At 64.7% G+C, this 13,512-nt stretch carries 12 protein-coding genes; 5 read left to right on the top strand and 7 right to left on the bottom strand.

The features are described 5' to 3' along the window. Positions 1-64: 64 nt before the first annotated feature. The 5 genes from OK015_RS18485 to OK015_RS18465 form a co-directional block, all read right to left on the bottom strand. Positions 65-1,078, bottom strand: coding sequence for a TIGR03617 family F420-dependent LLM class oxidoreductase (locus tag OK015_RS18485; protein WP_268125211.1), 1,014 nt, complete (start codon positions 1,076-1,078; stop codon positions 65-67). A gap of 25 nt (positions 1,079-1,103) precedes the next feature. Next, the gene (locus tag OK015_RS18480) at positions 1,104-3,368 is read right to left on the bottom strand and encodes a putative bifunctional diguanylate cyclase/phosphodiesterase (protein WP_268125209.1); all 2,265 of its coding nucleotides are present in this window, start codon (positions 3,366-3,368) and stop codon (positions 1,104-1,106) included. A gap of 431 nt (positions 3,369-3,799) precedes the next feature. Continuing rightward, entirely contained in the window at positions 3,800-5,185 is a 1,386-nt protein-coding gene (locus OK015_RS18475; RefSeq protein WP_268125207.1) for an FAD-binding oxidoreductase, read from the bottom strand. Then, complete coding sequence (locus OK015_RS18470; RefSeq protein WP_268125205.1) at positions 5,182-6,036, bottom strand: phytanoyl-CoA dioxygenase family protein; 855 nt, start codon at positions 6,034-6,036, stop codon at positions 5,182-5,184. The genes OK015_RS18475 and OK015_RS18470 overlap by 4 nt, the downstream gene beginning before the upstream one ends. Positions 6,037-6,068: 32 nt before the next feature. After that, the gene (locus tag OK015_RS18465) at positions 6,069-7,343 is read right to left on the bottom strand and encodes a cytochrome P450 (protein ID WP_268125203.1); all 1,275 of its coding nucleotides are present in this window, start codon (positions 7,341-7,343) and stop codon (positions 6,069-6,071) included. A gap of 103 nt (positions 7,344-7,446) precedes the next feature. Between OK015_RS18465 and OK015_RS18460 the strand changes: the two genes are divergently transcribed. Continuing rightward, the gene (locus tag OK015_RS18460) at positions 7,447-7,899 is read left to right on the top strand and encodes a VOC family protein (protein ID WP_268125201.1); all 453 of its coding nucleotides are present in this window, start codon (positions 7,447-7,449) and stop codon (positions 7,897-7,899) included. 455 nt (positions 7,900-8,354) lie between these two features. On the opposite strand, the gene OK015_RS18455 is transcribed toward OK015_RS18460, so the two are convergent. Next, a complete protein-coding gene (locus OK015_RS18455; RefSeq protein ID WP_268125199.1) occupies positions 8,355-8,480 on the bottom strand; it encodes a hypothetical protein in 126 nt (41 codons plus the stop codon). A gap of 51 nt (positions 8,481-8,531) precedes the next feature. Between OK015_RS18455 and OK015_RS18450 the strand changes: the two genes are divergently transcribed. From OK015_RS18450 to OK015_RS18440, 3 genes are all read left to right on the top strand, one after another. Then, on the top strand, positions 8,532-9,572 hold the full coding sequence (locus OK015_RS18450) for an EcsC family protein (protein WP_268125197.1): 1,041 nt from the start codon (positions 8,532-8,534) through the stop codon (positions 9,570-9,572). 16 nt (positions 9,573-9,588) lie between these two features. Next, positions 9,589-10,059: an HD domain-containing protein gene (locus OK015_RS18445; RefSeq protein ID WP_268125195.1), complete on the top strand. Its 471-nt coding sequence runs from the start codon at positions 9,589-9,591 to the stop codon at positions 10,057-10,059. Positions 10,060-10,160: 101 nt separating this feature from the next. Then, positions 10,161-11,399 carry an HNH endonuclease signature motif containing protein gene (locus tag OK015_RS18440; RefSeq protein ID WP_268125193.1) on the top strand — a complete coding sequence of 413 codons (1,239 nt, stop codon included), beginning with the start codon at positions 10,161-10,163 and terminating at the stop codon, positions 11,397-11,399. A gap of 147 nt (positions 11,400-11,546) precedes the next feature. Here the strand turns inward: OK015_RS18440 and OK015_RS18435 are convergent, their stop codons facing one another. Continuing rightward, positions 11,547-12,425 carry a LysR family transcriptional regulator gene (locus OK015_RS18435; protein ID WP_268125191.1) on the bottom strand — a complete coding sequence of 293 codons (879 nt, stop codon included), beginning with the start codon at positions 12,423-12,425 and terminating at the stop codon, positions 11,547-11,549. 114 nt (positions 12,426-12,539) lie between these two features. Here OK015_RS18435 and OK015_RS18430 point away from each other — a divergent pair, with 114 nt between their 5' ends. Then, positions 12,540-13,511 carry a quinone oxidoreductase family protein gene (locus OK015_RS18430; RefSeq protein WP_268125189.1) on the top strand — a complete coding sequence of 324 codons (972 nt, stop codon included), beginning with the start codon at positions 12,540-12,542 and terminating at the stop codon, positions 13,509-13,511. Position 13,512 lies beyond the last annotated feature (1 nt).

The following is a 13,512-nucleotide window of genomic DNA, read 5'->3' as shown; positions in this document are numbered from 1 at the left end:
TCTGGCCGGACCGACCGACGTTTTGCCCGCCTCCGAGCGACAATCCGCGGCGACACACCAGTCGTCATCGACGCAGCCGGCGGGCGACCTCGCCATATCGCTCAAAGCGCTCGTCGTCGCCCAGCGCGTTGTAAAGCGCTACGCGCGTGGCGATTCCGCCGTACTTCTGGGTTAGCGCATCGGCCAGGCCGTCCCACGTCGACTCGATGGCGAACGTCGCGATGTGCTCGTCGGTGATCTGGGCCGCCATGGCCTGGAAATCGCCGGCCTTCTGCTTCTCGCGGATCCGCGCCGTGGTGCCCTCGAATCCGGCCTCGTCCCAGATGAACGCGTAGTTCGGGGTGCTGCCGTAGAAGGCCATGCTGGTGCGCACCGTCTCGCGTTGGGTGTCGCGCTCTTCGTCGCTGTCGCCGACGATCGTCATCGCCGGAATGATGACCGCGATGTCCGACACCGAACGCCCAGCTTTCTCCGCGCCCGCGGCGACGTTCGGCAGGACGTGACGTTTGACGTAGCCGAGCTCACCGAGCGGATGGACGTGCACCCCGTCCGCGACTTCGCCGGCCATTCGTAGCATCCACGGATTCACCGCCGCGATATCGACTTTGGGATCGGGTTCGTCGATGGGGCCTGCGCTCCACTGGGGGGTGATGAAGTCGAGGTCGTAGAACTCGCCGTGGTGATCGAGCTTTCCCGTTCGGAACGCCGAGAAGCACGCTTTGACCGCCAGCACGTAGTCGCGCAGCCGGGGGCCCGGGCGCTCGAACGCGACGCCGTAGCGGCGCACGACGTGGGTGCGCACCTGCGTGCCCAGGCCCAGCCGGAATTTGCCGCCGGTGGCCTCCTGCAGCTCCCACGCCTCGGCGGCGGTGACGAACGGGCTGCGCGGAAACGCGACCGCGACCCCGGTGGACAGCTCGAGTCCGGGAGCGGCTTGCGAAGCCACGGCGGCGTTGAGGTAGGCCGTGCGGCCGGTCTCGGTGAACAGCAGGCCGGAGAATCCCGCGGCTTGAGCGCGCTGGGCCAGGCCACCGATCTGACCCAACGGTTGCGGAACCACCATCACGTCAATGTGCACGGCGCAACCCTATGTCCTTGGGGGACTACTGCTCCGCGAGCGTGGCGTTCTGGGGGACGTTCGGAATCTCGGAGGCCGGCAGCGGGGGACAGAAGAAGTTACCTTGCACGGTGTCGCAACCGTATTCCTTGAGGCGCTGGGCTGTTTCCGGGTCTCCGACACCCTCGGCGATCGTCGCGATGCCAAGTCTGGTGTTCAACTCGATCACCGATTGCGTAATCGTGGCGGCGCGTTCGTCGTGCAGGATCGGCACGATGAATTGGCGGTCGAGCTTGACGTCGTCGACGGGCAGTTCGCGCAGATATGTGAGCGTGGCGTAACCGCTGCCGAAGTCGTCGATCGCCACCCGAATGCCGGCCGCGCGGAGACGATTGAGTACCGCGCGGGCCTTCGCGAGGTCGGCGACCAACAGGTCCTCGGTGATCTCGATCGTGAGCGAACTCGGGGACATGCCGCGTACGTTGAGCACCGACATGATGCGGTCGGGCAGGGCGTCTTCGTCGAGCGAGGGCGCCCACAGGTTGACCGCGACGGGGATCTCGGCGCCGGCCGCGTACCACGACGAAGCGTCGGCGACCGCCCGTGACAGCACCAGGTCGGTGACGGCATCTATCAGCCCGTGTTCGCGGACCAACGGCAGGAATTCGCCGGGTATCAGCGTGCCGAGGTCGGGGTGCTCCCACCGCACGAGTGCCTCGGCGCCACAGACCGAGCCGGTCATCATGTCGAATTTCGGCTGGTACAGCAGCGTCAGCAGGCGATCGTCGATGGCGCGCCGCAGCTCGCCGAGCAGTTGCAGACGGGCCATGCTGTCGCCGTGGGTGGGGTGTTTGGCGAGTCGGGCATCCATGTCGGGGGTGAATATCCGCACGTCGGTGGAGCTCGACTGCTGGGCCGACGTCCGGGCCGCGCCGGCCCGATCGAGGAGCTCGCCGTGCGTGGGCACCGAGCCGGATTCCGGTGCGGCCGAGGCCACCCCGATGTTGAGATGCACGTGCAGCCGGTGATCCTCGAGGTCGAAAGGCTCGTCGAAGGACCGGGCGAGCTTCTTCGCGACCCGCAGGGCCACGTCGGGGCATTCCGCGACCAGGATCGCGAATTGGTCCCCGTTCATCCGCGCGATGGTGTCGGTGGGACGGATATTGGTCTGCAGCCGTTCGCCGACGCTGCGCAATAGTTCGTCGCCGACGGCATAGCCGAGCGTGTCATTGACCATGTTGAAGTCACTGATATCGAGCGCGATGACACTGACCGGGACGCCGTGGTGGATGTGCAACCGAAAGGCATGCGCCAGCTGCTCACCGAATAGTCGCTGATTAGCCAGCCCCGTCAATGGGTCGCGCAGGGCCGCATTGGACACCGCGACCAGCAGATGCCTCTTCCGATCGAGCAACAGCAGATGACGGATCAGTGTGGTGACGAACATCCCCACACAAATCGCGAAGATGAATGCCTCGCCCGGGTAAGCGGGCCAAAAGTGCACAGCGCCAACGACGATCGCCAACATCACCGGCAGGTACGGCAGCCAGAGCGACGTCCTTGACGGCTGAGTAAAACCCAGGTCGAGGTCCGGTCCCGGTCGAGACGCAATGCCTGCCATTGCGACAAAATACATGCCGCCGGCCCAGCCGAGAATGACCAACTTATCGGGCACCCGGTCGGGATGGTCGGCCCAAACGCTGACGACGCCCGCTGCCCCGATGGCGGCCCACCCCAGCGTGATCATCGTCGGTGAGAGTTGGCGTCCCGGCTCGGCTTTCCGCACGGTGATAAACGACATGACCACGAGGCCGAGGTACACGGCGGTGGCCGCCGCCAACAGCATCCGCGGAACGCTGTCCAACGGCTCCTGCCGTCCCATGTGACCCAGCGCCACGATGGACAAGACGACCAACAACGCCGCTGCGACGACGATGCCGTCAAGCAGGAGCCCAACACCGAATCGGGAGTCGTCGCGGCTGGGAATGGCCAGGGCGCAGGCCGACGCGCAAAGCGGCAACACCAGGTAACCCAAGTAAGCGGCCGAGAAATTCGAAACCGGCGGAATGCCACCCAGGCTGACGTAACTCCACACAAATTGGCCGGCCGCCCAGGCGGTCAGCCCGATACTCAGCACCGTCCAGGCCAGGCGCTGGCGGCCTCGCGAGCCGCGGGCAGCGCTGACCGCGCAGCCGTTGGCAAATACGCTCAGCAGCCAGAGTCCCAGTGGGGCGGCCATCCCGCGATCCGGGGCGCCGCTGCTGGCGAGCAACACGACGCCGTACGTGAGCAACCCGATCGTGGCCAACACAACCACCCAAGATCGGCGTCGTGTCAGTGAGAACATTTCTTGCCCTGTCCTATGCGGTTATCGTGTGCAGGATAGGCCACAGGGCGAGCCGATGTCCTCTTTATAGGTGGCTGTTCGACAATTTCGTCGGAACGGTGTTCGGGTTGTGATGAGTTCGCTTTCGTAGCTATACCCAAACTCGGCGTGATAAAAATTCGCTAATGAATTCTAATCCAGTGATGCGTTATCACATGGGGCATCACCGCGGGTCATCGGCACGCAGATGCGCTGGCTGGTTACTGGGGCGCCCCGTTGGCGAGCGCCTTGGGACGCCTAACCCAAAATACTGGCCGCCCGCGTTGGTGGTTCAACTTGTTTGTGGTCGACGACCAGAACCCAATTGAGGTAATGCCCGCCTCATAGCGACAATTTGCCGCCGAACGTCGAGCGCCTCACGCATCTGGTGCGGCAAAGACAACGTCGGGGTTGAGGATGCCGGCCGGGTCGAAGCTCTGCTTGATACGGCGTAGCAGCTCGATCTTCACCGGGTCTTCGAGCTCGCGCCAGTACGGGGCTTTGGCGCGTCCGAGGCCGTGTTCGCCCGAGATGGCTCCGCCCAATTCCATCGCCAGCGCAAAGATGTCGGTCAGGAGCTTTTTGCGCGTGTCGCGGTCCTGGCAAAAGATGGCCAGGTGCACGTTACCGTCGCCCGCATGCCCACAGCCGACCGCGCCGCCGCCGACCGCCGTCGCCAGACCGCGCACGGCCGCGAGGAACTTCGGCATGGCGCCGCGCGGCACGACGGTATCGACCAGGTCGTCGGCGCCGACCGCCTTCAGCGTCCAAAATGCGTTCTCGCGCGCCTCGATCAGCTTGCGCGCCGAACCACCCTCGAGCACATAGGCGTCGAGGGCGCCCAGCTCGGCGAGTAGCTCACCGGCCCGCTCCACATCTTCGTCGAGCCGGTCCGCGGTACGATTCTCAAGTCCCACAACGAGATACGCTTGACAGCTGTCGCGGATCTTGTCGGGGACACCCAATTCGAGGTTCTGGGTGTGGACGAGCGCGGCCATCGTCACATTGTCGATGTATTCCAGGATGTAGGGCCCGAGCCCGCTGGCGACGACCTGGGGCACTGCCTCCATGACCTGGTCGAAATCGGTAAACGGCGCGAGTACGGTGGCGCTGTGGTCGAGTCGCGGATGCAGCTTGACGATCACCTCGGTCGCTAAAGCCAGGGTGCCTTCGGAGCCGACGATGAGCTGGGTTAGGTCGTAGCCGGTGGCGACCTTGGCGATCTTGCCGCCGGTTCGGATGATCTCGCCGGTCGGCAGGACCGCTTGCAGCCCGAGCACGTTGTGGCGAGCGATCCCGTACTTGACCGCGCGCATCCCGCCGGCGTTGGTGCCGACGTTGCCACCGACGCTGGAGGACAGTTCGCCCGGTTGCACCATGTAGCGCAGGTTTGCGTCGGCGGTCGCGGCGTCCAGCTCGATCAGCGTCACGCCGGGTTGGACGACGGCGACCTGGTTGGTGGTGTCGACCTCGAGGACGGCGTTCATCCGCTCGAAGGAGATGACCAAGCCGCCTCTGCGCGGAGTGGCCGCGCCCGACAAGCCGGTCCCAGATCCACGGGCCGTCACCGGAATCTGGTGTTGCGTAGCCATTTTCAGTAGCTGCGCGACCTCCTCGGCGGTGGCCGGTTTGGCGACGTAGGCCGGCTGCTGCGGCGGGTGCGTTATCTCCTCGTCGTGCCAGTAATCGTCGGGGATGGCGTCGCCGGTCAGCAGGTTGTGGTTCCCCACGATGTCGGCGAGCTGGGCCGCGATGTCGCTCACGGCTGCTCTAGCAGTCGCAACGGGTGCAAGCCGTCGACCGCGCCGACGAACGGCGGATGGATGCTGTAGCCGATCATGCGCTGAATGTCCGCCGAGACGGTGCGGGCGACGTCGCGTGGAATCGAGAGGGTGTAGGCCTCCATCGGCCGCAGCCACGCTTCGCAATATTGGGCGGTGACGGCGAGCCGCGCGTGGCCGGTGGTATTGGCGCCACCGCCGTGCCACAGCGTGCCCACGAAAAAGACGCACGAGCCGGCGGGCATGACGACGGGTTGTGACACGTCATCCGGCCCCGGTGGGCGGGCAGGCCAGCGATGGCTGCCGGGGAACACCACGGTGGAGCCGTTGTCGGCGGTGAAGTCGTCGATCGCCCAAATCGTCGCGGCCGCCAACGGCTTTCGGGGCCGCGGGACTGGATAGAATCCGTCGTCGTGGTGGGGCAGCTGCGCGGATTCTCTGGGCTGAATGTTGATGGCCTGCAACGCCGAAAGCAGGTAGTTGGGCATCAGGAGCCGGTCGAGTACCGCCAGCACCCGCGGGTGATCGACGAGCCCGTCGCAGACGCGCGTCCGGCTCAGCACGCTGTAGATGCGCTGGGTGCGCCGTCCTTCAAAGGCGTTGCGTCCGGTGTGGTCCAGCCAGGGGCCGACGACGTCGCGGATCTGCCGGCACTCGTCCGGGCTGAGCAGGTTCTCCCAGATGAGGTAGCCGTCGCGGTCGAGGGTCGCCATGTCGGCGTCGACGAGCGCGGGGTCGACTTTCGTGCCGCCGCTGGGCGTCCACTTGTGCCGGCCCGCCAGGTCGCTCTTGAGGTCGTCCAGCGTCGTGACGGGGTCGTCATCGATGCTCATGTATCCGACAGTGGACCTGGTTCGACCGTTGGTCAAGCGTGGGAAGCGCGTGTCCAGCCGCGCTTGGCTCCGGGGGTGAAGGTGACCGGCAGGGTGCCCAGCCCGGTCATGCTCGGGTTGCCCAGGTATTGGTGCACGTTTTGGACGTCGACTTCGTAGTCGGGAATGTGGTCGAGGACGGCCTTGACCATCACCTCGGACATGAGGCGCGCCAGATGCGAGCCGATGCAGCGATGTGGGCCGAGTCCGAATGCTAGGTGGCGGTTGGGTTTTCGATCCAAAATGACCTCGTCGGGTCGCTCGAATTCGCGCTCGTCGTGGTTGGCGGAGAGCCAGCTGATGATGAGTTTGTCGTTCTTTCTTAGTTGTTGGCCGTTGAGGTCCACGTCTTTGGTCACGGTCCGGCTCAGTGAGCGGTTGACCGTGAAGTAGCGCAGGAATTCGTCGGTGGCGGTGCGGTGGAGCTCCGGGTTATCAATGAGTTGTTGTCTTAGGTCCGGGTGGGTGCCGAGATGCCTTAGCGTGAGGGCGGTTTGGGAAGTGGTGGTGTCGACGCCGCCGGCGATCAGGTTCCAGAGAATGTTGAGTAGCTGGTCGTCGTCGAGGCGCTTGCCTTCGAATTCGAATTGGATCAGGAAGCTGGTCAGGTCTTCTTGTTTGTCGGCTCGTCGGGCGGCTGTGTATTGGAGAACTTCCTCCATCATGGTCGGGACTTCGGCGATGGCGTCGGCGTATTCGGCGCTGTCTGGCGGGGCGGCCATGACCGAGTGGAAGAGGTTGGCGTAGAGCCGCCAATTGTCGTGGGGCAAACCCATCATCTTCATGGTGAGGATGGCCGGGACCGGGCTGGCGTAATCGAGGACGAGATCCATCGCGCCGGTGGCGATTTTTGCGTCGAGGAACTCGTGGGCCGTTGCCTCCATAAACGGCTTCAGTCTGTCGACGGCGCCGGGGGAGAAGAACGGGGCCAGCGCGTGCCTTAAGGCCAGGTGATACTCGCCATCGATCTCACCGATGCCCAGGGCCGGTTGGCCGTCCGGGCGCGGAATGCCCATTTCACCCTGGTAGTCCACGCCGTCTTCGGCGTCGGGTTCGTATTTGTGGGAAAAAGTGGCGTCATCGCGGGCCGTTTTGCTCACGGCATCGTAGCTGCTGAGGTACCAGAATCCGTCGTAGTTCGTGTTCCAGGCGACGGGGCAGCGTTGTCTTACCTCGGCGTTGACGGTCTGCTGGTTGAGATTGAAGGCGTCGGAATGGTGGTCGAAGTCGACGATCGCGTCGTGCGCGATGCCGGGGCGTGTCGTCATCGAAAGCCTTTGGTGGCGGGTCTGCGTCTGGACATGGCGGCTGACTATTGCGCTATCTTTGCATTATTACGCTTTTGACTCCGCCGAGGCTACAGAGGTTGTAATGACTGTCTACCGAACGGTTTTCAACCACGTCGGTCTGTGTGTGGCGGATCGCGAGCGGTCGCGCAGGTTTTACGAAGACGTGCTCGGCTTCCAGTTCTGGTGGGAACTCGAACCGCCGGACAATCTCACCGCGCAAGTGGTCCAGCTCCCCGAGCCGCTTGGGGTGCACGCGACGTACCTGGTGCGGGACGGCTTTGTGCTGGAGCTCATCGACTATTCGAAGCGCCACGTGCACGTTGGGGCGGAGCGCGTCATGGATGAGGTGGGGCTGACGCACATCTCGTTGTCGGTGTCCGACATCGCTGCTGTGCTGGCGAAGGTTGTGGAGTTCGGGGGAACGGTGATCGACGCGGCGGTGTCGGAAGCCATGGCGATGATCCGCGACCCGGACGGGCAACTCATCGAGCTGGTCACGGATGGATGGCTGGCGGCATTGCCGCAGCGACCGTAGGTGCGGCGTCGGCCGTTGGCCAGATGTCCTGCGCAGTTTCGTCGGCTGGCGAAAGAACATTTTAGGGACGCGATCTCGGAGAGCTGTGACTCCCGTCAGACAGTGAGAATCCGGTATATCGCCCGAGCCTGCGAGATCTTGGAAGTGTCTACCGAAACGCCAGCGGGCTGACCCGGACTGGCGTAAAACGGTCAAGGGCAACTGACAGGAGAAAAGTTGAAGAAAATCGCCGTAAGCGCAGCGATGCTGGTGACAACACTGCTGATGTGCGTGCCATCGCCCCTTGCGGCGGCCTGTGGCTATACCAACGTCGACGGCCACTGCATCCCATCGCCAGATCAAAATCGGAGCAGTCTCCCTGATCGAGACGGCACGTACAGCCACTCGGAACACAGCCAGGGCTCGGGCTCGTGGCACGGCGGGACGGGGCGGCATCGCTAGTCCGTCGACGATTTTTAGGCACTCGTCGGCTGCACCCCGGCCGCGGTGAAACCCGCATCGAGGCGCTGGCGGATTCTCACCCGCGGGAACTGAATGAAATCGTGCCCGTCGAGGTCGGAATGCCGGGTGATCCGCTCCATCCCGCGTTGTGTGCTCTGATGTTGCTGGGACAACCACGTGGGGAGTATCCGGTGGCGCTATCTGACTACGAGCGAGAACAGCTCAAGAAGGTCGCCGCGCACAAGGAGCGCATCCTCAGCCGTAAGTCACGTCGCCTAGTTCCCGTCGCATTAGGCGGGGTGGGTTCAGGGCTGTTCGGCAAGCTAGCGAAGCTGCCGGGCCTTCGCGAGGCGAAAGACCAGGGCGCGGCACTGCTAGACGCAACGGCGGCGGGTGCGGGCAAGTTCATGAGCAGAACGGCTCAGCTGACGACTTCTGACACGCACGTCATCGATGTCTATGCGAGGAAAGGTCATTCAGTAACTCATCTCGAAGACATCAGGACGCTCGACCTGAAGACGATCGACGAGGTGGCTTCATTCGCTCTCCTGCATCACGCCTACTCGATCTCCGCAGCAGTAGAAGGTGCCGCAGCCGGTCTCGCCATCAATAGCGGTGAGGTCGTGGCCACTGCGGGTTCGGTCGCAACTGGCGGAGTTGCGGCTGCGCCGGGACTCAGTACCGTCGTCGCGGCGATGGGTGTCGATGCCGCAGCGCTCTTGACCGCTTGCACCGGGGTGGTGGCGCGCGATGCCCTCTACTACGGCTACGACCCGCGCGATCCCGCCGAAGAGATCTTCATGATGCAAGTCATCGGGTTGGCGTTGGCGACCACAACATCGGCGAAAGCCGCTGTCTACCAACAGCTTGCGACATTGACAGAAGGCCTTACCCGCGACGCCGCTTGGCATCAGCTCGATCAGCAGACGTTCGACAAAGTGGCTCAGCGATTCGCCGTTGAGTTCAGCCACAAGCTGATGGAGAAACGGCTTTTTCAGCTTGTCCCCGTCGTCGGAGTGGGGATTGGCGCCGCCCTGAACTGGAAGACGGTTGCCCAGATCGCCGATGCCGCGTACTGGGTATACCGCGAGCGCTTCTTGTACGACAAGGGCGGCAGTGTCGAGCCCATCGCTATCGATGTCGAAGACGCCGACGACGGTGCGATTGATGTGATCGACATCCTGCAGTCGGAAGGCGTCGACATCGAAGGCCCTCATCCCGAGTCCGAGTGACGAAGGGACGGTCGCCGTGGACCCCATTGCAACGGCGGACGCCATTGCGGCCGAAGCGCATGCGGGCCAGGTCGATAAGGCCGGCATGCCCTACGTGGGACACGTCCGCCGGGTGGCGTCCTACGTGGATCCCGCGAACACCGATGCCGTGGTGGCCGCACTGCTGCACGACGTCATCGAGGACACCGGCATCGACGCGGCAGAACTGCGCGATCGGGGCATCGCGCCGAGAGCGATCGACGCGATAGAGCTGCTCACCCGCCGCAGTGACCAGCCGACCGCCAGTTACTACCAGCGCATCAACGAGCACCCGACCGCCCGGGAAGTGAAGCTCGCGGATCTGGCCGACAACACCGATCCCGATCGCCTGGCATCGCTGAGTGAGTCAGACCGTCAGCGACTGACGCAGAAGTACGCGGGCGCCTACGCGGCGCTCGGCGCCGACTTCGATGATGGGGCCCGGCGCAGATCCCGTGCGGCGCAATGAAATTTAGGTCTGCGATTCCGCGGGCGCCTGATACAGCGTCCACGTCAGCGGCGGGCTCACGGCGGCCGAAACTTGTCGTACCCGGCTGCGATGATGAGGTTATGTCTTCGATCGCATCCGCTGGCGCCGTGGTGGTGAGTCCTGCTGAGCGGCTTGAGGTGTTGTTCGAGGAGTTAGCGGAGTTGGCGGGTCAGCGCAACGCGATTGATGGGCGCATCGTGGAGATTGCCGCTGAGATCGATCGCGATGAGCTGTGTGGGGCGACGGGCGCGCGGTCGGTGGCGGCGTTGATGGCGTGGAAGCTTGGCTCGTCGTCGGCAAATGCGCACACGATCGCCACGGTGGCGCGCCGGATGGCGGAGTTTCCGCGCTGTGTGCAGGCGATGGCCCAGGGTCGGCTGTCGCTGGATCAGGTCGGGGTGATCGCGGCGCGGGCCGGCGAGGGATCCGATGCGCACTATGCGCAGCTGGCCGAGGTCGCGACGGTCAGCCAACTGCGCACCGCGGTCAAGCTGGAACCGCGACCCCAACCCGGTCCTCGGCCCGAACCGCAGCCCTCGATCACCCAGACCTCCGACGAGGAGTTCAGCTGTTGGCGGATCACACTGGGGCACCTGGATGCGGCGAAGTTCGACGCCGCGTTGGCGTCGCATCGGGATGCGCTGATCGCCCAGTGGAAACACGACCACGGCGACCGCCAATCAGATCAGCGGCCCCCGTTCCCGAACGCCACCGACGCGTTTATGCGTCTGGTGGAGGCGGGGTGGGATGTCGAGGCGGCCCGCCGCCCGCACGGGCAGCACACCACTGTGGTGGTGCACGTCGATGTGGCCCAGCACGTTGCGGCGTTGCATCTGGGTCCGCTGCTCACCGACGCCGAACGCCGATACCTGACCTGTGATGCCACCTGTGAAGTCTGGTTCGAACGTGACGGCGAGCCCGTTGGTGCCGGGCGGGTGACCCGCACCGTCAACCGGCGGCTTCGCCGCGCGCTCGAGCACCGCCACCCGACCTGCGCGGTCCCCGGCTGTGGGGCCACCCGCGGCCTGCATGCACACCACGTCCGCCACTGGGAGGACGGCGGCCCCACCGAGTTGGCCAACCTGGTGCTGGTCTGCCCCTATCACCACCGGCTGCACCACCGCGGCATCATCACCATCACCGGCCCCGCAGACCATCTCATGGTCACCGACAGCTCCGGGCGACCCCTTGAAGCAGGATCGCTCGCGCGCCCACCCAACCGTCCCCCGCCCGATGTCCCCCCGTGCCCCGGGCCCACCGGCGAACGCGCCCACTGGTGGTGGTACCAACCCTTCCAACCCCAACCACCAACTAGGTAGCTCAATGCCGCCGGTCATGACCAGCACCAGATCAAAGCTCAAACGGGTTGGGAAATCAAGAATTCGTTCGCGATACGCGCAGCATGAGCTAACTCGGGCCGACTTCGACGACGGTTCCCGACGCAGATCCCGTGCGGCACAATGAGTTTAGCTATCGACGTACCGCGCGATCGTGTCGACGAGCGCCTTGACGGCCCCGGTCTGCGACTCGGCTGACGCCAGATACAGCGTCCACGTCAGCGGCGGGCTTAACGGAATGACGCGTAGATCGGGGAATCGGTCGGCCGCGTTGATGGGCAGCACCGTCGCCGCCAGCCGGTGCCGCACGAGCTCGGCGGCGATCGCGTAGTCGGCGACTTCGTAGGCGCTCGTCGGCCGCACCCCGGCAGCGGCGAAACCCGCATCGAGGCGCTGGCGGATTCCCCACCCTCGCGGGAACTGAATGAAGTCCTGCCCGGCGAGCTCGGCGAGTTGCACGTGTCGGCGCCCCGCCAGGACATGGCTGGATTCGCAGACGAAGACCATGGGCTCATGCACCAGCTCCCGGACCGCGACCAGCCGAGACGAAGACGAGGCGAGTGAGACCAGAGCCAGATCCATCTTGCCGTCGGCGATCGCGTCCAGATGGCCGGACGACCCGGTGAGGCTCTGCCGCAGCTGCACGGTGACCAGCGGATGCAGGCGACGGAACTCTTCCAGCACTGCCGCCAGATTCAACCCGCCCCACGACATCAGGGTGCCCAGCGTGACGGTACCGGTCAGCTGATCCCGGTAGTCCGCAACCGACGACTGCGCCCGCTGGGCTGTGTGGATGACTTCCCGGGCATGCTGCAGAAAGACCTCGCCCGCCGGGGTGAGCACGATCTGCCGCTTCGACCGGTCGAACAGCTCGACACCCAGCTCCTTTTCCAGCCTGGCCACCGACGCCGACAGCGCCGACTGCACGACGTGGATGCGCAGGGACGCCCGGGAGAAGTTCAACTCACCGGCCACCGCCACGAAGTACTCCAGCTGCCGTAACTCCATCCGAGCAATCTATCGCGAATGGCGATTGTTTTGATCGATTTCTGCCGTTGGACGAGATCAGTCTTTGGGTGTTGTGTTGAGGGCAGCCGCCGATGTTTCACAGGAGGACCCAAGATGAGGGCTTTACGCTTTAACGAATTTGGCGACCCCGATGTCCTGCATATCGCGGATCTGCCCGACCCGCACGCCACAGCCCAGGAAGCGGTGATCCGCATCGAAGCCGCATCGATCAACCCCTCCGACGTGAAAAACGTTGCTGGCCAAATGGACTGGACCGTGCTGCCACGAACCCCCGGACGTGACTTCGCCGGCGTGGTCGTCGACGGGCCGGCCGGATGGGAAGGTGCCGCGGTATGGGGCACCGGCGGCGACGTCGGCTTCACCCGCGACGGCTCGCACGCGGAGCTGATATCGGTGCCCGTTGAAGCGCTGGCGCGTAAGCCGGAACAACTCACCTTCGACGAGGGCTCCACCGTCGGCGTGAATTTCGTCATCGGTTGGCACGGCGCGGTCGAGACGGCACAACTAAAAGCCGGAGAAACGATCGCGATCTTCGGTGTCTCCGGGGGAGTGGGCGGTGCCGTCGCACAGATCGCGCATGCGCTCGGCGCCACGGTGATCGGCGTCGACCGTCGCAAACCCGACCCGGAAACGCCCACCGCGCGTGTCCTCGACGAATTCGTCGCCTTCGATCCCGACGCCGACGTCGCCGCCGAGGTCAAACGACTCAGCAGAGGCAAGGGCGTCGAGGTCGTCTACGACGCGGTCGGCGGCGTGACCACCGCGGCCGCGCTCGCCTCCCTCGCCCACCGGGGCCGACTGGTGGTCATCAGTGCCGTCGGTACCGACACAGTCGATATCAATCTAAAAGACCTGTACCACAATGAAACCCGGATCTTGGGAGCCGACAGCGGCACCCTCAACGTCGTCGACTCCGCGCGACTATTGCAGAAGATGTTGCCCTACTTCGAATCCGGAGAGTTTCGGCCACTTCCCATCGCCGCCCGCTATTCCCTCGACGACAGCCCCGCCGCATATCGCGCGGTCGCCGGCCACATCGCCGGCCGCGTGGTGATCAATCCCTAAG

The organism is Mycobacterium sp. Aquia_216 (assembly GCF_026723865.1).
In the GTDB taxonomy this organism is placed as follows: domain Bacteria; phylum Actinomycetota; class Actinomycetes; order Mycobacteriales; family Mycobacteriaceae; genus Mycobacterium.
This window is presented reverse-complemented; position numbering and strand designations above follow the sequence as displayed.

Bases quoted from the DNA above. Each gene is read 5' to 3' on its own strand.
- OK015_RS18460 (WP_268125201.1), top strand. From the start codon at position 7,447: ATGACTGTCTACCGAACGGTTTTCAACCACGTCGGTCTGTGTGTGGCG.
- OK015_RS18465 (WP_268125203.1), bottom strand. From the start codon at position 7,343: ATGACGACACGCCCCGGCATCGCGCACGACGCGATCGTCGACTTCGAC.
- OK015_RS18440 (WP_268125193.1), top strand. From the start codon at position 10,161: ATGTCTTCGATCGCATCCGCTGGCGCCGTGGTGGTGAGTCCTGCTGAG.
- OK015_RS18470 (WP_268125205.1), bottom strand. From the start codon at position 6,036: ATGAGCATCGATGACGACCCCGTCACGACGCTGGACGACCTCAAGAGC.
- OK015_RS18430 (WP_268125189.1), top strand. From the start codon at position 12,540: ATGAGGGCTTTACGCTTTAACGAATTTGGCGACCCCGATGTCCTGCAT.
- OK015_RS18455 (WP_268125199.1), bottom strand. From the start codon at position 8,480: ATGGAGCGGATCACCCGGCATTCCGACCTCGACGGGCACGATTTCATT.
- OK015_RS18435 (WP_268125191.1), bottom strand. From the start codon at position 12,425: ATGGAGTTACGGCAGCTGGAGTACTTCGTGGCGGTGGCCGGTGAGTTG.